The sequence below is a fragment of the Actinoplanes utahensis genome (genome assembly GCF_016862455.1).
Classification (GTDB): Bacteria; Actinomycetota; Actinomycetes; order Mycobacteriales; family Micromonosporaceae; genus Actinoplanes; species Actinoplanes utahensis.
The window spans coordinates 1-20,888 of record NZ_BOMZ01000085.1 but is presented as its reverse complement, the minus strand read 5'-3'; the positions used below and the strand labels follow the sequence as shown (position 1 = coordinate 20,888).

Sequence of the window (20,888 nt, the reverse complement as noted above, 5' to 3'; positions counted from 1 at the left end):
CTCGGGGATATTAGCCACTAAATCCGTTTTGATGTGGTTTTACGCAGCGTGTCGGTACGAACCACCGGCGCGGGGAGCGCCCGATGCCTGCCGCGCAGCTCGGTCCACAGCCGCTCCGCCACGACCATGGCCGCCTCCCGCTGCCACTGCTTGGTCACGTCCTCCGGGACGTAGCGGCGGAACCAGTCGACCGCCAGCCGCGCCTCCCGGCTCATGCCGTCGGTCCTCGGCCGCCGCGCGTACGGGTTCAGCCCCAGCACGCAGCAGAACTGGAGAACGTTGTAGTACCGCCACTCGTCGGTGGTCCCGAACGGCCCGGCCGGGCGCAGCCGGGACACGCACTCGCGCAGCACCGCCCGCAGCTCCCGGGCCCGCGCCCGCGGCTGGTCCTCCCGCCCGGCCAGCCGCTGCTCGACCGCCGGCAGATCGGTGAGCGGGCTGCGCGACAGCCGGTTCAGGTCGCCGAAGTCGTTGAGCGCCCGCCGGGTCAGCCGCAGGAACTCCGGCTCCCCGATGCTGTCCAGCCGCCGGTGCTCGCGCCGCCGCAGCAGCGCGTCCGCGTTCAGGAACAGCGCGGACCGGTCGGCCCGCAGCGGCGCGTCGTCGGGCAGGGCCAGCCGGTCCAGCAGGCGGCGCAACTGGTTGCCGGTCCCGGCCACGGTGGCGCCCACCGCCAGGACCACGAACTGGGTGACCGCCACCCCGTCGTGCTCGCCGGCCAGCGTCATCGTGACCGCCACCGGAACGCCGAGCAGCACCAGCGCGGTGACCCCGCCGGCCAGCGACCGCCGCAGATCCGGCCGCAGCCGCTCCCCGGACTCGGAGGCGTGCGCCACCGCCATCAGGTAGCCGACGACCAGCAGGTCCAGGCCGATCGCGGCGACCGCCGGCGCGGTCCCGCCGACCGGCGCCAGCAGCAGCGCCAGGCCGGCGGTGTAGAGCACCGCCATCACGGTGAGAGCGGTGGGCAGGGACCGCGGTGCCACCTGCGCGCGCGACCGCCACATCAGGACCAGCGCGCCGGCCAGCGGCGTCAGCGCCACCAGACGGCCGAACTGCGGCAACAGGACCACCATGATCAGGAACAGGGCGCCCAGGGTCAGCGCGCCCCGGTCGATCGGCCGTCGTTCGGCCGGGGTCAGCGGCAGCAGCGCCACCACCGCGCCGGCCCAGCACAGAGCCGGGACGCAGAGCAGGATCTCGGCGGGGGCCGAGGCGGGGGCGACGGTCCAGGCGGCGACGCCGAGCGCGTACGACATCAGGGCCAGCGCCGGCCACCGCAGCGAGGCACGCCGTGGATCCCGGCCGATCAGATAGCAGGCGAGCCACCAGCTGAGGGCGAAGGCGGGTACGGCGATCGCGGGCATCCGAGCAGTCAACCAAACAGGTGACGGGTCTCCACAGCCCGCCTCCGGCGCCGCCGTCGCCGGACCACCCAGACCGCCGCCCACACCATCACCCCGAGGCCGATCAGCACCAGCACCGGCAGCACGATGGCCAGCACCGACATCACCACACTGCCGATGTCCTCGGCGGTGCTGGCGACCGGCGCGCCGAACCCGGCGGTCGACACGTTGACCACCGGGCGGGACGCGGATTTCACGCCGTGGACGACGAGCGCGATGACCACGCCCGCGGCGATCGGAACCCACTGGTTCGAGGTGAAGAACGCGCCCGGGTCGGCCACGGTCACCGTCTCGGACGCCGACCCGGTCCCGAACGCCAGCCCGCCCGCGGTCGGCCGGACGAACGTCTGCACCATGTCGTTGACGTGATCGACCACCGGCACCTTGTCCGCCACCATCTCGATGACCAGCAGCAGGCCGAGGATCGAGAGGGTCCACCCGTTCGACAACCAGGTCGAGGAGGAGGGCAGATCGATGGCGTCGGTGTAACGGGCGAGGAGCCCCATGGTCAGCAGGGGGATGTAGGCGTTCAGTCCGGCGGAGGCGGCCAGACCGGTACCGGTCAATGCTTCGAGCACGATCTCAGCATGGCACCGCCATGCTCGTGCCGCCCGGCGGACGACAGTCGGACGTCAGGTACCGTCGCTGGGTGCGTCTGGTCATCGCGAAGTGCTCCGTGGACTATGTCGGCCGCCTCTCCGCCCACCTGCCTCCGGCGGTGCGGCTGCTGATGGTCAAGGCCGACGGGTCGGTGTCGATCCATGCCGACGACCGTGCCTACAAGCCGCTCAACTGGATGAGCCCGCCCTGCAAGCTGCAGGAGGCCCCGGGCGTCTGGAAGGTGGTCAACAAGGCCGGCGAGGAGTTGCGGATCACCCTGGAGGAGGTCTTCCAGGACTATTCGTACGAACTGGGCGTCGACCCCGGCCTGCAGAAGGACGGCGTCGAGGCGCACCTGCAGGAACTGCTCGCCAAGCACCCCGAGACGTTCGGTGAGGGCTTCACCCTGGTCCGCCGCGAGTTCATGACCGCGATCGGCCCGGTCGACCTGCTGCTCAAGGACGCCGACGGCGGCTCGGTCGCGGTCGAGGTCAAGCGCCGCGGCGAGATCGACGGTGTCGAGCAGCTCACCCGCTACCTCGAACTGATGAACCGTGACCCGCTGCTCGCCCCGGTCGTCGGCGTCTTCGCCGCCCAGGAGATCAAACCGCAGGCCCGCGTGCTGGCCACCGACCGCGGCATCCGCTGCGTCGTCGTCGACTACGACAAGCTCCGCGGCATGAAGAAGGACGAGCTCACCCTCTTCTAGCCAGCTCCACCCGGTCCGTGCCGGTGCTGACGGCGAGATAGAGGCGGACACCGGTCAGCGCGATCACGATCTGGAAGACGGCTGTCGTCCAGGTCAGCGTCACCCCCTGGGCCAGCCCGACCACCATCGGCAGGAGCAGGATCATCAGGTCGACGCCGGCGAAGGCGTAGACCAGCGCCCCGGTGGGCAGCGTGCCCATCGGGGTCTCGAACGGCAGCAGGTCGTTGCGGACGAAACCGGTGCGGGCCGCGCGGATCGCGGCCACCGCGCCGACCGGCCCGAGCGCCAGGCCCAGCGGCCACCACTGCCCGGGTGGGAGCGCGCCGGCCAGCTGCAGCAGCGTCAGCGCCGTCGTGGCCCAGACCGTCGCCAGGACCGCCGGCACCCAGAAACGCTGCTGGACGACCTGGCGTGAGCTGAGCCCGAGCGTCCGCAGCAGGACCGGATTGCCGGCATCGGTCTTCACCGTCCCGGTGGTGGCGCGGGCGGCCAGGGTGCTCCCGGCCAGCAGGACGATCACCAGCGCCCAGCGCGGCGCGGAGCTCAGCAGCAGCGGCCACGTGGTGGACGCCGCCGTCCAGGCCAGACGGGCCGGCCGGCGCCGGGCGAGCAGGACGTCCTGGCCGGTCAGCGGGGGCAGGCGGCGCGGCAGGCGGGCCGAGCGGAGCCGGCGGTGTGCCCAGTAGCGGCGTTCCACCATGTCGGCGAGGAACGACGGCTCCATGCCGTAGACCGAGTCGGCCAGGGTTCCGGTGGCCTTGGCCGACTCCAGGATCTTCTCGTTCGAGGTGCGCGCGAGGTCGCGTACCCCCAGCAGGAGAGCGATCGTGGCGAGGACCGCGAGGGCGCCGGTCAGGGTGACCACCGCGGACGTCGCGATCTCCCCGCCGGGCAGCGGCGGCGGCCAGCCGGTCGCCTCGGCGACCAGCACGGCGAGGCCGACGGCGAGCGCGAGACGGGCGGCGGTGTCGGTGAGTGCGGCGAGCCGCGGTCGGGCCTGGGCCGCCGAGGCCAGGAGCGTGAGGAGTACGCCGAGCAGCGCGCCCGTCCCGGCCAGGAGGTACGACCCGGTCGTCACGGCGTTGCCCAGGATCCCGAGAGCGGCGAGACCGCCGGTCAGCGCCGCGCCGGCGGCCGCCGTGCGCATCGCCGGAGCCAGCAGACGGCGGCGGCTGACCGGGGCGGTGAGCAGGAAGTACGCGGCCGGGCGGCTGACCGTGACCGGGCCGAGGCGGCGCAGCGCGAGCAGCAGCAGACCGGTGCAGACCGCGCCGGCGGCCAGCGCGCCGGAACCGCTGAGACGCGGCGCGAGCGGGCGGAACACGGCCACCAGGGGCCCCTGGAACATGGCGGCGAGGACCGCCACACAGAAGACGGTCGTGTACGCCGTGCCGAACGACTCGCGACGATCCCGGTGCGCGGCCTGTGCCCGCCGGATCCACTGACGGACCGGCCGCAGCTCGACGACGGCGCCGGTCACGACTCCTCCGGCTCGGCGGGCGCCGGACGGCTGAGCCGCTCCATCGTCACCAGCTCCGCGCCCGAGGCCACCGCGAACTTGTCGTCGTGGCTGGCCAGCAACAGCGAACCACCGGTGGACAGATAGCCGGCGAGCATCTCGGCGACCATCGCCCGGCCGTCCGGGTCGAGGCGCTGCTCCGGCTCGTCCAGGATCAGCAGCGAACTCGGACGCAACAGCGCCAGGGCCAGGGTGAGCCGCTGCTTCTGCCCGGACGACAGCGACGGCGGGATCGCGTCGGCATGCCCGGCCAGCCCGAACCGCGCCAGGGCCTCGTCGACCCCGGCGTCCTCCGGATCCTGGCCGTGCGCCCGGCACACCAGCTCGGCGTGCTCCCGGGCGGTCAGTCCCGGGTACCAGGTGGGCGGCTCGACGGTGGTCGCGACCGCACGCCAGAACTCCGGGGCGCCACCCGGCTCGGCGCCGAACACCCGGATCGTCCCGGCGTCCGGTTGCTGCAGACCGCTCACACAGCGCAGCAGAGTGGACTTGCCGACCCCGTTGTCCCCGGTCACACAGACGCCGGCGCCGGCCGGGACGACCAGCCCCGCATCCACCAGCACCGGCGTCGAGCCGTAACTCACCTGAACGCCGTTGACCTGGACCGCGGGATGATCGACCACGCGTCCACCCTATGCGAAACCGGCGGATGTGGTCCGGGCGCGAATACGGCCGGACCACATCCGCGGCCAGGGTTCAGGGCTTGCGGCCGTAGAGCAGGCGCAGGGCCTTGACGATCTGCTTGACCTGGGCGGGAGTGCGCTCGAAGGTCATCGCGGGCAGCAGCGACGGGCCGCGGCGTACCGTGATCGCCTTGGCCCGGGCGAACTCGCGCAACCCGTCCGCGCCGTGGATGCGGCCGAAACCGGACTCGCCGACGCCGCCGAACGGCAGGTTGCCCATGCCGACGAAGGTGAGCGTGCCGTTCACGGCCACCATGCCCGAGCGCAGGCGGCGGGCGATGCGGATCGCGTTGCGCTTGCCGAAGACCGAACCGCCCAGGCCGTACGCGGTGTCGTTGGCCTTCTCCACCGCCTCGTCCGCGTCCCGCACCCGGGTGATCGTCAGCGTCGGCCCGAACGTCTCCTCACGGATCTCCGACGAGTCCGCCGGCACGTCCACCAGCACCGTCGGGGCGACGTACGGCGCCCGCACCGCGTCCGCGCCGCCGAGCACCGCCCGGCCGCCCTTGGCCAGCGCGTCCTCGATGTGGTCGCGGATGATGTCGAGCTGCTTCGGCATGGTGATCGGGCCGATCTCCTCGCCGGTGCGCAGCTTGCCGGCCTTCGCCACCACCGCCTCGACGAACCGGTCGTAGACCGGCTCGACCGCGTAGACCCGCTCGATGCCGATGCAGGTCTGCCCGGCGTTGGTCATCGCGCCCCACACCGCGGCCTCGGCCGCCAGGTTCACATCGGCGTCGTCGTCGACGATCAGCGCGTCCTTGCCGCCGGCTTCCAGCACCACCGGCACCAGGTTCTCCGCGCAGGCGGCCATCACCTTCTTGGCGGTGGCGGTCGAGCCGGTGAAGGCGACCTTGCCCACCCCGGACCGGCACAGCGCCCCGCCGACATCGCCGAACCCGTGCACCACCTGCAGCACCGGATGCTCCGGCACCACCTCGGCGAAGGTGTCGGCCAGCCACTGCCCGACGACCGGGGTGTACTCGCTCGGCTTGAAGACGATCGCGTTGCCGGCCGCCAGGGCGCCGCTGATCGGGCCGACCGGCGTGACGATCGGATAGTTCCACGGGCCGATCACGCCGACCACGCCGAACGGCTGATACTCCAGGTGGCCGGAGTGCTCGGCGACCAGGAGCCGGGTGCGGACCCGGCGCGGGCCGAGGACCCGCTTGGCGTTGCGGGCCGCCCAGTCCAGGTGCTCCACGGCGGCGGTGGCCTCGATCAGGCCGTCGGTGAGCGGCTTGCCGGTCTCGGAGTGGGTGAGCGCCGCCAGCTCCTCGATCCGCTGCACGATCAGGGAGCGCCAGCGCAGCATCCGGGTCTTGCGGCCGTCGAAACCGAGGCCCTGCCACCAGGCGGCGGCCTCGCGGGCCCGCTCGACAGCCGCGTTGACCGCCTTCTCGTCGGCGACCGGCACACGGCCGGCCTCCGCACCGGTAGCGGGGTTCGTCGATATCAGCTGGCCGTCCTCGATCACGGGCAGGCCGGGAACGTGAGTCGCCGTCATGTCCGCGAGTCTAGGGCGATTGTTACCGATGAGTCACTACGTACGCTTGACCTCGTGAGCCCCCGCCGCAATCGCCCCCGGCCTGGTAAAGACGACCGCCCCGAGCGCCCCGACCGTCCCGGCATCACCGAGGACCGGGTGCAGCAGTGGCAGGACGGCGAATACATGGTGCGCAACGTGTTCGGCGGGGCGGCGGTGAAGACGTACCTGTGTCCCGGCTGCATGCAGGCCATCCGTCCGGGCCTCGCCCACGTGGTGGCCTGGCCCGCCGACGACCGCGGCGACCTCGCCGACCGCCGCCACTGGCACACCGGCTGCTGGCGGGCCCGCGACCGCCGCGCGCCCGGCGTGGAGCGCTCGCGCAACGCCCCCCGGTATGGGTGATGCCATCCGGCCGCCCGTATGACGGAATGAAACCCCATCCGACCGCCCCACCCGCCACCCGTAAGACGGAATGGAAACATCTCTTTTTATGAGCAACCACATCCGGGCCAACTCGATCCTCCCGGCGCACCGGGAGGACATCGAGCTGCACACCGCGGACGGCGTCACCCTCGTCGGTGAGCTGGCCCGCCCGCTCGACCGGGAGCCGGTCGCCACCCTCGTCTGCCTGCACCCGCTGCCCACCCACGGCGGAATGATGGACAGCCACGTCTACCGCAAGGCGGCGTGGCGGCTGCCCGCCCTGGCCGGCATCGCGGTGCTGCGCTTCAACACCCGTGGCACCAGCAGCGTCCGCGGCACCAGCGGCGGCTCCTTCGCGAACGCGGTCGACGAGCGCTACGACGTGGCCGCCGCCATCGAGTTCGCCGAGTTCGCCGATCTGCCCGCGATCTGGCTGGTCGGCTGGTCCTTCGGCACCGACCTCACTCTGATGTACGGCCTGGACCCCGCCGTCTCCGGCGCCATCCTGCTCTCCCCGCCCCTGCGGTTCAGCAAGGACGAGCACCTCGCGGCGTGGGCGGAGAGCGGCAAGCCGGTGACCGCTCTGATCCCCGAGTTCGACGACTACCTGCGCCCTGCCGAGGCCCGTGAGCGTTTCGCCGCGATCCCGCAGGCCGAGATCGTCGGCGTCGACGGCGCCAAACACCTGTGGGTCGGCGACGCCGAACGGGTCCTCGACGAGATCGTCCGCCGCGTCGCCCCCGATGTGCTGACTCCACTGCCCACGACATGGGACGGTCCGATGGAGACCGGTGACGCCAGCGCCTACGCCGACCGCACCGTCGCCGCTTTCGACAATCCGGCGAGCTGAAGCCGCCCGAAGCAGCGGCACACGTGGTTCGGGTTCCCGGCTGGTTGTCACGGCTGGCTCGAAAGTCGCCACCACCGCAGCTCATGCTTTGATCGAAAGCGTTATGTCACCCGCGCCCAGCGGGCGGCTTTCACGCACGGCACGGGCGTGGCAAGGACACGGACGGCTGTCTCAACGCAGCTGAGACAGCCGTGACAACCAGCCGGGGGTGACCGGGACGGGCATGCATGAGTGGCACCGGGAGACGGCCCGGAGGGGACGCCTGCCGCAGCCGCGGGGAGTCACGGGACCGTGGGTGGCCCGTACCGGAAATCGGTGTCGGGGAAGTGCCGCGGACCGGCGGTGGTGCGCACCGCCGTAGTGGTCCGCCCCTCGGGAAGACGGTCTCCGAGGCTACCGCTCCTCGAGGCTGGGAAGTGCCACCTCGCGCATGATCAGCTGGATGGCGGCCACCATCGGGATGGCGATCAGGGCCCCGATGACGCCGAAGAGGGCCACTCCGAGCAGCGCCGCCACCAACGCCGCCACGTCGCTGACCCGCACCGAGCGGCGCATCACCCGCGGATAGATCAGATAGTTCTCGATCTGCTGGTAGATCAGGAAGAACACGATGCAGACCAGGCCGTCGGTGATCGAGGAGGCCAGCCCGACCAGGCTGACGATGACCGCGCCGATGGTCGCCCCGATCTGCGGAATGAGGTCGCAGATCGCGACCGCCACCGCCAGGGCGAACGGATAGGCCAGGCCGAGGATCAGGGCCAGCGCGAACGTGCTCGCCCCCGCCAGCACCGCGATCGCCAGCGCGCCGACCATGTACGCCCCGACCTTCGTCAGGATCTCGTCGGTGAGCAGCGTGACCCGCTCCCGGCGGGAGGACGGCACGAGACGGTAGCCGGTGGCCTTGATCCGCTCGAAGGCGACCATGAAGTAGATGGTCAGGACCAGCACGGTCAGGACGTTGAAGATCGTGCCGAAGAGCAGCCGGGCACCGCCGACGACCCCACCCACGGCGTTGGTGATCGTCCCCGCGTTCACCGCGCCCTGCACCTTGGTGGCGATGTCGTACCGCTGCACCAGCTCGTTGACGGTCTCGCTGCGGCGGAGGCTCTCCACCACGTCGGGCGCGTTGTTGATCAGCTCGGTGGTCTGCGAGATCAGCGGCGGGATCAGCGCCACGAGTCCGCCGACGAGCAGGAGAACCACGGTGAGCGCGACGATCGCCACGGCCGCGCCTCGCGGCAGGCCCCAGCCGCGCAGCCGGACCACCGCCGGATGCAGCCCGATGGCCAGGAACAGCGCGATGAAGATCAGGACCAGGATCGAGGTCGCGTTGCGAACACCGAGGAACAGGGTGTACGCCACGATCACGCCGAGTCCGAACAGGAACCCGAGCAGGAACGGATTACGCCTGTTCAGCGGTGGCCCGGGATCCCCGAACGGCTTCTCGTCGACCTCTGGCCGCGCCTCGGGCTCCGGCTCCGGCTCGGGTGGCTCGGCTGCTGACACCATCGGAGGCTATCGCTGCCGAACCACCCTCGCCATCGGGGTCGTCCCGGAGTTATTCGGCGTCGGCGGAGACCCGGCTGGGCTGCGGCGCCGGCACCGTCACTTTCGCCGAGGCGGTCACCTTGGCGGGCGGCGCGGGCTTGTCGGCCGCCGGCTTCTCGGCAGCCGTCGAGGTGGCTGTCGAGGTGGCCGTCGGCGCGACGGCGGGCGCGGCCGCCGCAGAACCCGGCGCGACTGATGCGGCACCCACGGCGACCGGCGAGGCCGACGCGACGACCGGGGCGGACAGCACCGCCGTCTCCGCCGGGCTGCTGTCCTCATCGTGCTCGGCAGCGGCCGCCAGAACCGCTGCGGCGGCCAGCTCCGCCACCCGCTTCGCCTCTTTCTGCACCTGGCGGCGGACATCGGCGGCGTGCCGCTCGGCGGCCTCCCCGGAGCGCTTCGCCTCGGCGACCCGCTTCAGCTCCGCCTCCAGCTGCCGGGAGGTCTCGGCGAGACGCTGCTGGACCCGCTCGGCCTCCTGCTCCCCGGCCTGTGCCTGCTCGCGGGCCGCGGCGACCCGCTTCTCCGCCTCGGCCACCTCGGCGTTCGCCGCCTCGAGCTCGCGGCCGGCCTGAGCGATCTTCTCCTGCTGGGCGGCGATCTCCTTGCGGACAGCGGTGGCCTGGTCGTCGGAGCGGCGCAGAACCTCCTCGGCGTACTTGTCGGCCTCGCTGCGCAGGTCGGCGCACTGCTTCTCGACACCGGCCCGCATCTGGCCGAGCTCCTCGATCACCGAGTGCCGGCGCAGCGCCAGCTCGTGCTCGACCGACGCCTTGAGGTCGGCCTGCTCCCGCTCGGCCTCGGCACGCTGCGCCGCGAGCTCCTGGGCCGTCTTCTCCCGCAGCGCCTTGAGCTCCTGCTCGGCCTGCATCCGGGTGGACTTGACGTAGCCGTCCACTTCGGCCCGGGCCCGGGCGGCGTCCTGAGCGGCGGTCTCCACCAGGTGCTTGCCCTCGTTGCGGGCGCGGGCCAGCACCGCTTCGGCCTCATTGCGCATCTGGTCGGCGGACTGGCGGGCGGCGGCCAGCGCCTTGTCCGAGGCGGCGCGCTTGGCGGCGTCCGCCTTCTCCTCCTCGGCCCGGCGCGCGGCCAGGGCGATCTCGAAGTCGCGGATGCCGTTGTGGGCGTGCGCCTCGGCCTCGGCCCGGATCCGCTCGGCCTCGGCGAGGCGGCTCGCGATGTCGTCGGTGGCGGAGGCCTTGATCGCCTCGGCCTGCTCCTCGGCGAGCACGAGGATCTGCTCGACCCGGGGGCCCAGGTGGCGGAACGACACCTCACCGCTGACCCCGGAGTTCTTCCGGGCCTGGGTGAGCTCCGCCTGCAGCCCCTTGATCTGCGCGGACATCGCCTGGATCTGCGAATACGCCTGTTCACGATCGTTGAGGAGGGCGGCTATCTCGTTCTCCGCCCGGGTGACGTATCGCTCGACCTGCTTCCTCTCGTAGCCCCGAAGGGCGGTCTCGAAGCTGGGTTCGGTGGACGCCTCCCCGCCGAGACCGAGAATTTCACCGCCGTGCGACATGCTTTCCATCCTCACATACGCATCGTCCCGTGGTGTGTCGATACACACCGGCTTGACTGAGACCATGCGGCTAGTTGCGATTTGTCTGACCTCGGCTTGATAAACCCAGGCAAGCGCGAAAACGAGTCGGGCCGTACCGGAGAAACTCCGATACGGCCCTCATTTCGTTTACGACCGCCCGGACCGCCCGGTCAACCGTTGCGCAATCGCAGCGGCTCCGCAACCGGAGGAGACGGGCGCCTCGGTCAGGAGTTCGTCTTGGCGGGCACCGGCTCGTCGCCGGCCTCGGCGGCTTCCCCGGTCTCCTCGGCCGGCGGCTCCGCCGCCTCGGGAGCGCGCTGGACGGGCGCCTCGACCGGCTTGGCCGGGGCCGGGGCAGCGGCGGCGGCCACGGCGGCGGCCGGGTTCGCGCCACCGACGCCGGGCACCAGGCCGGAGAGGCCGGAGAGCATCTGACCGAGCTGGTTGGTGACGGCGTCCTTCTGGCGGGTCAGGTCCTCGACCTCGCGGCGGGCCGCCTGGGTGGTCAGCTCGGCCTCCTGCCGGGCCTCGCTGAGCAGGCGGGTCGACTCGGCGCGGGCCTCGGTGACGGTCTTCTCCGCCAGGGCGCGGGCCTTCTCCACGGTCTCGGCGGAGTGCCGCTCGGACTCGATCCGGCGGGTCTCGGCGCGCTGGTCGATCTCCTTGGCGCGGTCCTCGGCGGCGCGGGCCCGCTCCTCGGCCTCGGCCACCATCTTCTGCGTGGCGGCGACCTGGGCGGCGTGCCGCTGCGACTCCTCGGCCTCGGACTTCTCCCGGCGCTCGGCGATCTCCAGGGCCAGCGCCTGGAGGTCCTTGTCGCGCTTGTCACGGGCGTCGGTGAGCAGCTTGGTCGCCTCGGCCCGCTTCTCCTCGGCCTCGCGGGAGGCCTTGGCGCGCAGCTGGGTGATCTCGCGCTCGGCGGTGGCGCGCAGCGACGCGACCTCGCGCTCCACGGTCGACTTCAGCTCGGCGACCTCGTGCGCGGTGACGGTCCGCAGCTGCTTGGTCTCGCGGTCGGCGTCCGAGCGCAGCGTGTCGGCCTCGCGGCGGGCCTGCACCCGGTTCTCGGCGGCCTCGCGCTCGGCGTGCGTGCGCAGCTGGCCGGCCTCGCGCTCGGCGGTCGCCTTCATCGCGGCGGCCTCGGCCCGCGCCTTGTCGGTGATCTCCCGGGCCTCGAGACGGGCCGCGGAGAGAATGCCCTCGGACTCCCGCTTCGCCTCGTTCCGGTGATCGTTGGCCTGTTCCTCGGCCAGCCGCAGGATCTGCTCGACCCGGGTGCCCAGCCCGGAGAGCGTCGGCCGGTTGTTCTCCTCCAGCAGCTTGTTGCTGTCGGCCAGTTTCTGCTCGAGCGCGTTGAGTCGCTGCTCGGCCTGGCGCAGGCGACGCTGAGCGTCGTTCATCCGCTGCTCGGCCTCGCCGCGGGCCGCCTCGGACTGGTTCAGCGCGGCGAGCAGCCGGCCGATGTGTCCGTCGACCTGGTGCCGGTCGTAACCGCGGAGAACGACGGTGAAGTCGTGCTGCGAGTTGGCGGTCTCGAAGAAGGCCAGGTTCTGATCCTGCTGCTGGGGCATTGCGCCATCCTGGCGAGAAGGGGGCGGACATGCAAGAGCGGAAGGGCATCCGAACCGCATCGTAGATCAGCTTTGACCTGGACCGTAGACCGCCCCCGGACCGTTCGGGTGACACCCCTGGCTGAGCAGCCGGTCCGGTGTCGGCCCGCTGTCACCTGGCCACTCGGGGCCCCGGTCGATCCGCGGATCCGAACCGCCGTCCTCGGCCCTGCTCAATGGCCCCGATCCTGCCAGGCGACCGGGGCCACGTCAGGTCGAATCACCCGACCGGGTTACCCCGCCGGCGGGCTCCACCAGCTCCACCAGCACGCCCCCGGCGTCCTTGGGGTGCACGAAGTTGATCCGGGACCCGGCCGTGCCACGTTTCGGCTCGTCGTAGAGCAGGCGCAGGCCGCGGGCCCGCAGCGCGTCCGCGGCCGCCTCGACGTCGGTCACCGTGTAGGCGAGCTGCTGCAGGCCCGGCCCGCTGCGATCGAGGAACCGCCCGATCGCCGAGTCCGGCCGGGCCGGCGCGAGCAACTGCAGCCGTGGCCCGTCGCCGACCGCCAGCATGGCCTCCCGGACACCCTGTTCCTCGTTGATCTCCTGGTGGACACAGTGGAAGCCGAAGTTCTCCGCGTAGAACCGGATCGCCTCGTCCAGATCGGGGACGGCGATTCCGACGTGGTCGATGCGTTGCACGCCGGGGAATGTGACATTCTCGGCCGGTCCCGCGCTCGGTGTGTCGACAGTCATGCGGTTAGTCTCGGACCTGACCCATCGTTAAGGCTAGCCCCCCGGGCGTCCCCAGGCCCGGTCATTGCAGATCGGATCGTGACTGTGACCAGCTCCGTCATCGTCAGCGGCGCCCGGACCCCGATGGGGCGCCTGCTGGGCAACCTCAAACATCTCCCGGCCACCGCCCTCGGCGGTCACGCCATCGCCGGCGCGCTGAGCCGGGCCGGCGTCGACCCCGCCCGCGTGCAGTACGTGATCATGGGTCAGGTCCTCCAGGCCGGCTGCGGCCAGATCCCGGCCCGGCAGGCGGCGGTCGCGGCCGGCATCCCGATGAGCACCCCGGCTCTCACCGTCAACAAGGTGTGCCTGTCCGGCGCCGACGCGATCGCCCTGGCCGACCAGCTGATCCGGGCCGGCGAGTTCGACATCGTGGTGGCCGGCGGCATGGAGTCGATGACCAATGCCCCGCATCTGCTGACCGACCAGCGTCAGGGACGTAAGTTCGGGGACGTGCTGGTGCGTGACCACACCGCGTTCGACGGCCTGACGGACCCGTGGGCCGGGATCTCGATGGGTGAGTCCACCGAGGCCAGTGGCGTGTCGCTGGGCATCACCCGGGAGCAGCAGGACGCCTTCGCCGCCGCCAGCCACCAGCGGGCCGCCGCGGCGCAGCGCGAGGGCCGATTCGCCGAGGAGATCGTCGCGGTCCCGGCCGGCGGGCGTGAGCCGGGCAAGGTGATCGACGGCGACGAGGGCGTGCGCCCCGGGACCACCGCCGAGTCGCTGGCCGGGCTCCGGCCCGCCTTCACCCCGGACGGCACGATCACCGCGGCCAGCTCCTCGCCGATCTCCGACGGCGCGGCCGCCGTCGTGGTGATGAGCAAGGCGAAGGCCGAGGAGCTGGGGCTGACCTGGCTCGCCGAGATCGTCTCGCACGGCAACGTGGCCGGCCCGGACAGTTCGCTGCAGTCCCAGCCGGCCAACGCGATCAGGCACGCGCTGGACAAGGCCGGGCTGACGGTGGACGATCTCGACCTGATCGAGATCAACGAGGCGTTCGCCCAGGTGGTCATCCAGTCCACCCGCGAGCTGAAGGCCGACGAGGGGATCGTCAACGTGAACGGTGGCGCCATCGCGCTCGGCCACCCGATCGGGATGTCCGGCGCCCGGCTGGTGCTGACGCTCGCGCTGGAGCTGAAGCGGCGCGGCGGCGGTCTCGGCGCGGCCGCCCTCTGCGGCGGTGGCGGCCAGGGCGACGCGCTGATCATCAAGGTTCCCGCCGAGTGACGAGCCGGCGGAGCCGTGACGTGCCCTCCCTCGTCGCCAAGGCGAGGGAGGGTGACGCGCGGTCCGTGGCCCGGCTGATCAGCCTGGTGGAGAACGGGGATCCGGCGCTGCCCGAGGTGGCCGCCGCGATGGCCCCGCACGCCGGCCGGGCCCAGGTCATCGGTCTCACCGGCGCTCCCGGCGTCGGCAAGTCCACCACCACCAACGTGCTGGTCCGTGCCCTGCGCGAGCGGGGTGACCGGGTCGGGGTGCTGGCCGTCGACCCGTCCAGCCCGTTCACCGGCGGGGCGATCCTCGGTGACCGGATCCGCATGCAGGACCACTCTGGCGACTCCGGGGTCTACATCCGGTCGATGTCCAGCCGGGGGCAGCTCGGCGGGCTGTCCGCGGCCACGCCGCAGGCGGTCCGGGTGCTGGAGGGCGCCGGCTGCGACGTGATCCTGGTCGAGACGGTCGGTGTCGGCCAGGCCGAGGTGGAGATCGCCTCGCTCGCCGACACCACGCTGGTGCTGCTCGCGCCCGGGATGGGCGACGCGATCCAGGCGGTCAAGGCCGGTGTCCTGGAGATCGCCGACGTCTTCGTGATCAACAAGGCGGACCGCCCCGGGGCCGACGCCACCTACCGCGACATCCAGGGCATGCTGGCGCTCGGCGAGCGCGGCCCGGGAGAGTGGCGCCCGCAGGTGGTGCGTTCGGTCGCGGCCAAGGGTGAGGGCGTGGACGACGTGGTGGCCGCGATCGGCAAACACCGCGATTGGCTGGAGGGCACCGACAAACTGCGCGAACGCCGCGAGCACCGGGCGGCCACCGAGATCTCCGCGCTGGCCCTGGGCACGCTGCGGGCCCGGATGGGCGACCTCAGCGGGGGTACGGCGCTGCCGGATCTCGCGGCCCGCGTCGCCACGGGAGAGCTCGATCCGTACGCCGCGGCCTCCGCTCTTCTGGCGGCCCTGGGCCGCTGACCCGGGTGTCGCGTTCGGGCGGGTACGACGGCTGAACTCCACCCGCTGCCGGGGTGGTCAGCCGAACCGGCTCAGGGTCTCGTCGATGAGGGCCCGGTCCCAGGTCAGGCTGCCGTCGCCGAGGTCGGTGACGACCCGGCGGAGCCAGTCGATCTCGGCCCGCAGCACGACGGCCCGGTATTCGTCCTCCATCAGGAAGAGCCGGGGCAGTCCCGGCGGCGCCTGCGCCTCGATGGCGGCGACCCGCTCGGTCAGCTTCTCGACGCGCTGTTGCAGCAGTTCACGGATCTCGGCCGGGCTGAGGGCGGGCAGGAAGGCGAGCGCTCGGCCACAGCCTGCGCGGGCACCGGGAGATCGCGGCCGGGCTGGCGTCGTACGAGAAGAGCCGCCGTCCCCGGGTGGAGAAGGTCGCGGCGTACGGCAGGCGCGGCGACAGCGGCAAGGTGCAGGGCCCGGTCGGCGCGGCGATCCGGGACGCCGTGATGCCGCTGATGTTCCGTCTCCTGATGCGGAAGGGAGATCCGCAGGCGTGGATCCTGAACCACCGGATGCCGTCGATTCCGGGGGCTTAGGGATCGTTCAGTTCTGCACTACGATGGCGGGATGGACGCTGCCGAGATCCACGCCGGCCGGGAGCGCTGGCAACGACGCTACGACGCTGCCCGCAAGCGGGACGCCGACTTCACCACGCTCTCGGGCGCCCCGGTCGACCCGGTCTACGGGCCACCCGAAGGCGCCGATCACCCCGGGTTCGAGCGGATCGGGTGGCCGGGCGAGTTCCCGTACACGCGTGGTCTCCACCCCACCGGATACCGCGGGCGGACCTGGACGATCCGGCAGTTCGCCGGCTTCGGCAACGCCCGCCAGACCAACGAGCGCTACAAGATGATCCTGGCCGCCGGTGGTGGCGGGCTCAGCGTCGCCTTCGACATGCCGACCCTGATGGGCCGCGACTCCGACGAGCCGGAGGCGCTCGGCGAGGTCGGGCACTGCGGGGTGGCGATCGACTCGGCCGCCGACATGGACGTGCTGTTCGAGGGCATCCCGCTGCAGGACGTCACCACCAGCATGACCATCTCCGGCCCGGCCGTCCCGGTCTTCGTGATGTACCTGGTGGCCGCGGAACGTCAGGGCGCCGACCTGTCGAAGCTCGACGGGACGCTGCAGACCGACATCTTCAAGGAGTACATCGCGCAGAAGGAATGGCTCTTCGAGCCGCAGCCGCACCTGCGCCTGATCGGCGACCTGATGGAGTACTGCGCGGCCGAGATCCCCAAGTACAAACCGCTGTCGGTCAGCGGCTACCACATCCGGGAGGCCGGCTCGACGGCCGCGCAGGAGCTGGCGTACACGCTCGCCGACGGATTCGGGTACGTCGAGCTGGGACTGTCCCGCGGCCTCGACGTGAACACCTTCGCGCCCGGTCTGAGCTTCTTCTTCGACGCGCACGTGGACTTCTTCGAGGAGATCGCCAAGTTCCGGGCGGCCCGCCGGATCTGGGCCCGGCACCTGCGCGACGACTACGGCGCCACCAGCGAGAAAGCACTGTGGCTGAAGTTCCACACGCAGACCGCCGGGGTCTCGCTGACCGCCCAGCAGCCGGTCAACAACGTGGTCCGGACCGCCGTCGAAGCCCTCGCCGCGGTGCTCGGCGGCACCAACTCGCTGCACACCAACGCCCTCGACGAGACGCTCGCGCTGCCCACCGACGAGTCCGCCGAGATCGCCCTGCGCACCCAGCAGGTGATCATGGAGGAGACCGGGGTGGTCAATGTGGCCGACCCGCTCGGCGGCTCGTGGTACGTGGAGGCGCTCACCGACCGGATCGAGGCCGAGGCCGAGGAGATCTTCACCCGGATCCGTGAGCTCGGCCACGACGGCAGCATCACCGCCGGCATCCTGCGCGGCATCGAGGACGGCTGGTTCACCGCCAACATCGCCGAAGCCGCCTTCGCCTACCAGCAGGCCGTCGAGAAAGGCGCCAAGCGGGTGGTCGGGGTCAACGCCCACACCGGCACCGTCGCCAAGGAACTGGAGATCCTCCGGGTCTCCCACGAGGTCGAGGAGACGCAGCGGCGCGACCTGATCAACCGCAAGGCCAACCGCGACGGGGTACGGGTGAAAGCCGCCCTGGAACAGCTCATCTCCGTCGCGCGTACCGGGGGCAACATGATCCCCGCGATGCTCGAGGCCGCCCGCGCCGAAGCCACCCTCGGAGAGATCTGCGGTGTGCTGAAATCCGAGTGGGGGATCTACCGCGAGCCGCCCCGCTTCTGAGGAGTCCCCGCCACCGCCGCCGCCCGCCGGAGAAGGACGCTGTGACGTCCGATATCGGCGGGCTGGTGGCGACGCGAACGGGCGTGACAGCGTGCGAGACTAGGTAACCATGAGCGACCCACGGACCACTCCGTCGATCTTCACCCGCGGCGCGGTCGATCTCAGCGCGCTGCGCCCCTCGGCACCGGCCAAACCGGCCGCGCCGAGCCGACCCGCCGCCCCGGCCGGCGGTGCTCCCGGCGCTGCTCCGGGCTCCGTCCCCGGCGTCACCCCGGAGACCGTCATCGACGTCACCGAGGAGAACTTCCAGTCCGTCATGGAGCGGTCACTGACCACTCCGGTGCTGCTGGACTTCTGGGCCGACTGGTGCGAGCCCTGCAAGCAGCTCTCCCCGGTGCTGGAGCGCCTCGCCACGGAGTACGCGGGCGCCTGGGTTCTCGGCAAGCTGAACGTGGACACCAGCCCCCGGCTCGCTCAGGCCTTCCGTGTCCAGGGCATCCCGATGGTCGTCGCGCTGATCGGCGGGCAGCCGGTCGAGGGCTTCACCGGCGTTCTCTCCGAGGCCCAGATCCGGCAGTACATCGACGCCGTTCTCAAGGCCGCCGGCGTCAGCGTGGCCACCCCCGAGGACCCGCGGCTCGACGCCGCCGACGACGCCCTGATGACCGGCGACCTGGACGCTGCCGAGGCCGCCTACAAGAAGATCCTCGCCGAGTCGCCCGCCGACGCGGCAGCCGAGTCCGGCCTGGCCCAGGTGGAGCTCTACCGCCGGATCAGCGGCGTCGACCCGTCCGAGGCGCTGGCCAAGGCCGCGGCCGACCCGGCGGACGTCGAGGCCCAGCGGCTCGCCGCCGACGTCGAGGTGCTCAGCGGGCAGGCCGACCAGGCGTACGCACGGTTGGTCGCCCTGGTCAAGCGGACCAGCGGCGACGAGCGGGAGGCCGTCCGCAAGCACCTGCTGTCGCTGTTCATCGTGGCCGGCCCGGACGACCCCGCGGTCGCCGGCGCCAGACGCGCACTGGCCAGCGCACTCTTCTAAAAACGAAGGAGGGCGTCGTGCGCCGCATCGCCGTTCTGGACGCACCGTCCAATCTCGGCCTGCGCCCGCCGACCGCGACGTCGGTGCCGGGCTGTGCCAAGGCGCCCGGCGCCCTCCGCGATCAGGGCCTGCTCACCCGGCTCGGCGCCCGTGACGCGGGCTGTCTCACCCCGCCGCGGTACGACCCGGGCGACTGGCGGCCCGGCGACGGTGTGGCCCACGCCGCCGAGATCGCCGCCTACTCCCGGGCCCTCGCCGACCGGATCGGCGCCATCATCGACGGCGGCGAGTTCCCGGTCGTGCTCGGCGGCGACTGCTCCATCCTGATCGGCTCCGGCATCGCCATGCACCGCCTCGGTGACGCGGTCGGCGGCCGGATCGGGCTGGTCTTCGTGGACGGGCACTCCGACTTCCGGCATCCCGGCAACGCCTCCTATGTGGGCGCCGCCGCCGGCGAGGACCTGGCCCTGGTGACCGGCCGCGGCCAGGCCGACCTGGCGGCGATCGAGTCCCGCCGGCCGTACTTTCGGGACATCGACGTGGTCGTCCTCGGCATCCGCGCCCAGGACGAGTACCGCCTGGACCTCCAGGCGGCCGGCATCGTCACCCGGCCCGTTCCGGCGCTGCGCGCCGAGGGCGCCGCCCGCAGCGCACAGTGGGCCCGCGACCAGCTCGTCGACTGCGCCGGCTACTGGGTGCACATGGACGTGGACGTGCTCGATCCCGCGGTGATGCCGGCCGTCGACGCGCCGGACCCGGGCGGGATCGCCTTCCCCGAGCTCGAGCTGCTGCTGTCCGGCCTGGTTGAGTCGCCGCACTGCCTCGGCGTCGAGATCACCGTCTTCGACCCCGACTACGACCCCGACGGACGGTACGCGGCCGAGATCACCTCCGCGATCGTGAGCGGCCTGTCGCCGGTCCGTGCCACGACCGCCCGCCCGGACCTGATCGCCGCCCGCCTCGACCTGGCCACCACCCCGGCCGTCATCCCGGAGCAGCCGTCCGGTGCCGACGAGCCGGCCGTTTCCGGTCAGTCTGCCGCCGTGGCCTCGCTCGACCGGACACATCCGCGGGACGTGGCGAGCAGCCCGCGTGACGTGGCGAGCAGGTCGCGTGACGTGGCGAGCAGGTCGCGTGACGTGGTGAACGGGTCGCGTGACGTGGCGGACGGGCCGCCGGACATGACGGATGCCCGGCGTGATCAGGCGTCCGTCTCCGGTGAGCCGGCCGTCACCGATCACCGGTGGCCCACCCCTGAGCGGGGGGCCGCTGCCGGTCAGTCGGCCGGCCCCGCGCCGGATGCGCCTTCGCGGTCGCCCGACGCGGAGTTCGTCCTGGCCGCGACTCTCGGCACGACCAGGAACGGCGGGGCCTCCACTGACCTCCCCGGTCATGCCGACGTCACCGTTCCGGCCGAGCATGACGACACGTTCGTTCCGGCCGAACCAGGCGATACTTTCGGGCCTGCCCGGCCCGACGACAGTCCTGTGCCTGCCGAGTTCCACGGCACTTCTGTGCCTATCGAGCCGGACGGCACTTCGGTGCCTACCGAGCCGGACGGCACTTCTGTGCGTACCGCGCCTGGTGACGCTTCCGTGCCTACCGAGCTCGACGACACTTCCACGCCTGTCGAGCCGGGCGATACCTTTGGGACCGCCGGGCCGGACGATGGTTTCGAGACCGGCGAGCCTGGCGAGACAGCCGTTCCTGGCGAGCCTGCCGATACTTCCGTTCCTAGTGACACTGTGGACAGCAGCGACGCCGACGAGGCCGGCGAAGGCCCTGCCGGCGAGGAATCCGAACCGGTCGACGCCGAAGCCGGGGAGTCCTCCGGCACCGAGAGCCCTGCCGAACCGGAAACCGAACGCGAACCGGAACCAGCACTCGAAGCGGCGCCCGAGCCGGAGCCGGAACTCGAAGCGGCGCCCGAGTCGGAACCGGAACTCGAAGCGGCGCCCGAGTCGGAACCGGAACTCGAAGCGGCGCCCGAGCCGGAACCGGTGCCCGAGCCTGAGCCGACACCGGAACCGGTGCGTCCCGACATCCGGTTGCTGACCCGGCCACTCGGCTCCGCACCGCTGCTCGACTCGGAGCCGCTGCCCGCGACCCGTCCCGGAATGCTGCGCCCCCGGCCACCCGTCGATTCGCCGCAGGCCGGTGAATACGTGCCGCCGGCCGTCGGTCCGGGTGCCTTCGGCGGATTCCCGCAGGGCGCCGCCTGATCCGCGGCTACAGGGCCGGGATCCGCGCTGGGGGTGCGGCCTC

At 72.0% G+C, this 20,888-nt stretch carries 18 protein-coding genes and 1 pseudogene; 9 read left to right on the top strand and 10 right to left on the bottom strand.

Translation table 11 applies throughout. The features are described 5' to 3' along the window. Window positions 1-17: 17 nt before the first annotated feature. Together Aut01nite_RS29760 and Aut01nite_RS29755 are read right to left on the bottom strand one after the other, a co-directional pair. Window positions 18-1,367, bottom strand: coding sequence for a hypothetical protein (locus tag Aut01nite_RS29760; RefSeq protein ID WP_043524753.1), 1,350 nt, complete (start codon window positions 1,365-1,367; stop codon window positions 18-20). Window positions 1,368-1,375: 8 nt separating this feature from the next. Continuing rightward, the gene (locus Aut01nite_RS29755) at window positions 1,376-1,984 is read right to left on the bottom strand and encodes a DUF4126 domain-containing protein (protein ID WP_043524754.1); all 609 of its coding nucleotides are present in this window, start codon (window positions 1,982-1,984) and stop codon (window positions 1,376-1,378) included. A gap of 71 nt (window positions 1,985-2,055) precedes the next feature. On the opposite strand from Aut01nite_RS29755, the gene nucS reads away from it, so the two are divergent. Then, window positions 2,056-2,715, top strand: coding sequence for an endonuclease NucS (gene nucS / locus Aut01nite_RS29750; protein WP_043524805.1), 660 nt, complete (start codon window positions 2,056-2,058; stop codon window positions 2,713-2,715). Here the strand turns inward: nucS and Aut01nite_RS29745 are convergent. The 3 genes from Aut01nite_RS29745 to Aut01nite_RS29735 form a co-directional block, all read right to left on the bottom strand. Further along, a complete protein-coding gene (locus Aut01nite_RS29745) occupies window positions 2,702-4,195 on the bottom strand; it encodes a DUF6297 family protein (RefSeq protein WP_043524756.1) in 1,494 nt (497 codons plus the stop codon). The genes nucS and Aut01nite_RS29745 overlap by 14 nt on opposite strands. Continuing rightward, a complete protein-coding gene (locus Aut01nite_RS29740) occupies window positions 4,192-4,857 on the bottom strand; it encodes an ABC transporter ATP-binding protein (RefSeq protein ID WP_043524757.1) in 666 nt (221 codons plus the stop codon). The genes Aut01nite_RS29745 and Aut01nite_RS29740 overlap by 4 nt, the downstream gene beginning before the upstream one ends. Window positions 4,858-4,930: 73 nt before the next feature. After that, window positions 4,931-6,424 (bottom strand): aldehyde dehydrogenase family protein, encoded by a 1,494-nt coding sequence (locus Aut01nite_RS29735; protein WP_043524758.1) that lies wholly within the window; start codon window positions 6,422-6,424, stop codon window positions 4,931-4,933. Window positions 6,425-6,478: 54 nt separating this feature from the next. Between Aut01nite_RS29735 and Aut01nite_RS29730 the strand changes: the two genes are divergently transcribed. Both Aut01nite_RS29730 and Aut01nite_RS29725 read left to right on the top strand, forming a co-directional pair. Beyond that, on the top strand, window positions 6,479-6,808 hold the full coding sequence (locus Aut01nite_RS29730) for an Rv1322 family protein (protein ID WP_043524760.1): 330 nt from the start codon (window positions 6,479-6,481) through the stop codon (window positions 6,806-6,808). Between the two features lie 88 nt (window positions 6,809-6,896). After that, on the top strand, window positions 6,897-7,679 hold the full coding sequence (locus Aut01nite_RS29725; RefSeq protein ID WP_043524761.1) for an alpha/beta hydrolase: 783 nt from the start codon (window positions 6,897-6,899) through the stop codon (window positions 7,677-7,679). A 393-nt stretch (window positions 7,680-8,072) separates the two neighbouring features. On the opposite strand, the gene Aut01nite_RS29720 is transcribed toward Aut01nite_RS29725, so the two are convergent. The 4 genes from Aut01nite_RS29720 to mce all read right to left on the bottom strand — a co-directional run bounded on the left by Aut01nite_RS29720 (window position 8,073) and on the right by mce (window position 13,076). Then, entirely contained in the window at window positions 8,073-9,188 is a 1,116-nt protein-coding gene (locus Aut01nite_RS29720) for an AI-2E family transporter (RefSeq protein ID WP_043524763.1), read from the bottom strand. Between the two features lie 49 nt (window positions 9,189-9,237). Beyond that, window positions 9,238-10,749 (bottom strand): hypothetical protein, encoded by a 1,512-nt coding sequence (locus Aut01nite_RS29715; protein WP_043524764.1) that lies wholly within the window; start codon window positions 10,747-10,749, stop codon window positions 9,238-9,240. Between the two features lie 245 nt (window positions 10,750-10,994). Continuing rightward, window positions 10,995-12,341, bottom strand: a complete 1,347-nt coding sequence (locus Aut01nite_RS29710; protein WP_043524766.1) for a coiled-coil domain-containing protein — start codon at window positions 12,339-12,341, stop codon at window positions 10,995-10,997. A 249-nt stretch (window positions 12,342-12,590) separates the two neighbouring features. Continuing rightward, window positions 12,591-13,076, bottom strand: coding sequence for a methylmalonyl-CoA epimerase (gene mce / locus Aut01nite_RS29705; protein ID WP_043524767.1), 486 nt, complete (start codon window positions 13,074-13,076; stop codon window positions 12,591-12,593). 84 nt (window positions 13,077-13,160) lie between these two features. Between mce and Aut01nite_RS29700 the strand changes: the two genes are divergently transcribed. After that, window positions 13,161-14,345 (top strand): acetyl-CoA C-acetyltransferase, encoded by a 1,185-nt coding sequence (locus Aut01nite_RS29700; RefSeq protein WP_043524768.1) that lies wholly within the window; start codon window positions 13,161-13,163, stop codon window positions 14,343-14,345. After that, entirely contained in the window at window positions 14,342-15,307 is a 966-nt protein-coding gene (gene meaB, locus Aut01nite_RS29695) for a methylmalonyl Co-A mutase-associated GTPase MeaB (protein ID WP_043524769.1), read from the top strand. Before Aut01nite_RS29700 ends, meaB begins: the two co-directional genes overlap by 4 nt. 57 nt (window positions 15,308-15,364) lie before the next feature. On the opposite strand, the gene Aut01nite_RS44445 is transcribed toward meaB, so the two are convergent. Further along, a complete protein-coding gene (locus Aut01nite_RS44445; RefSeq protein ID WP_268871703.1) occupies window positions 15,365-15,499 on the bottom strand; it encodes a hypothetical protein in 135 nt (44 codons plus the stop codon). A gap of 206 nt (window positions 15,500-15,705) precedes the next feature. Between Aut01nite_RS44445 and Aut01nite_RS29690 the strand changes: the two genes are divergently transcribed. The 4 genes and pseudogenes from Aut01nite_RS29690 to Aut01nite_RS29675 form a co-directional block, all read left to right on the top strand. Further along, a complete protein-coding gene (locus Aut01nite_RS29690; protein ID WP_161790627.1) occupies window positions 15,706-15,879 on the top strand; it encodes a hypothetical protein in 174 nt (57 codons plus the stop codon). A gap of 31 nt (window positions 15,880-15,910) precedes the next feature. After that, the gene (icmA, locus tag Aut01nite_RS29685) at window positions 15,911-17,584 is read left to right on the top strand and encodes a coenzyme B12-dependent isobutyryl-CoA mutase large subunit (RefSeq protein ID WP_043524770.1); all 1,674 of its coding nucleotides are present in this window, start codon (window positions 15,911-15,913) and stop codon (window positions 17,582-17,584) included. A 109-nt stretch (window positions 17,585-17,693) separates the two neighbouring features. After that, window positions 17,694-18,623, top strand: coding sequence for a tetratricopeptide repeat protein (locus Aut01nite_RS29680; RefSeq protein ID WP_043524771.1), 930 nt, complete (start codon window positions 17,694-17,696; stop codon window positions 18,621-18,623). Between the two features lie 17 nt (window positions 18,624-18,640). Beyond that, window positions 18,641-19,544 (top strand): annotated as a pseudogene (locus Aut01nite_RS29675) (arginase family protein); the annotation flags it as partial. Window positions 19,545-20,888 lie beyond the last annotated feature (1,344 nt).

Excerpts from the sequence above, each read along its gene's own strand:
- Aut01nite_RS29760 (WP_043524753.1), bottom strand. The coding sequence starts at position 1,367 with ATGCCCGCGATCGCCGTACCCGCCTTCGCCCTCAGCTGGTGGCTCGCC.
- Aut01nite_RS29735 (WP_043524758.1), bottom strand. The coding sequence starts at position 6,424 with ATGACGGCGACTCACGTTCCCGGCCTGCCCGTGATCGAGGACGGCCAG.
- Aut01nite_RS29725 (WP_043524761.1), top strand. The coding sequence starts at position 6,897 with ATGAGCAACCACATCCGGGCCAACTCGATCCTCCCGGCGCACCGGGAG.
- Aut01nite_RS29720 (WP_043524763.1), bottom strand. The coding sequence starts at position 9,188 with ATGGTGTCAGCAGCCGAGCCACCCGAGCCGGAGCCGGAGCCCGAGGCG.
- Aut01nite_RS29715 (WP_043524764.1), bottom strand. The coding sequence starts at position 10,749 with ATGTCGCACGGCGGTGAAATTCTCGGTCTCGGCGGGGAGGCGTCCACC.
- Aut01nite_RS29710 (WP_043524766.1), bottom strand. The coding sequence starts at position 12,341 with ATGCCCCAGCAGCAGGATCAGAACCTGGCCTTCTTCGAGACCGCCAAC.
- mce (WP_043524767.1), bottom strand. The coding sequence starts at position 13,076 with ATGACTGTCGACACACCGAGCGCGGGACCGGCCGAGAATGTCACATTC.
- Aut01nite_RS44445 (WP_268871703.1), bottom strand. The coding sequence starts at position 15,499 with ATGGAGGACGAATACCGGGCCGTCGTGCTGCGGGCCGAGATCGACTGG.
- icmA (WP_043524770.1), top strand. The coding sequence starts at position 15,911 with ATGGACGCTGCCGAGATCCACGCCGGCCGGGAGCGCTGGCAACGACGC.
- Aut01nite_RS29680 (WP_043524771.1), top strand. The coding sequence starts at position 17,694 with ATGAGCGACCCACGGACCACTCCGTCGATCTTCACCCGCGGCGCGGTC.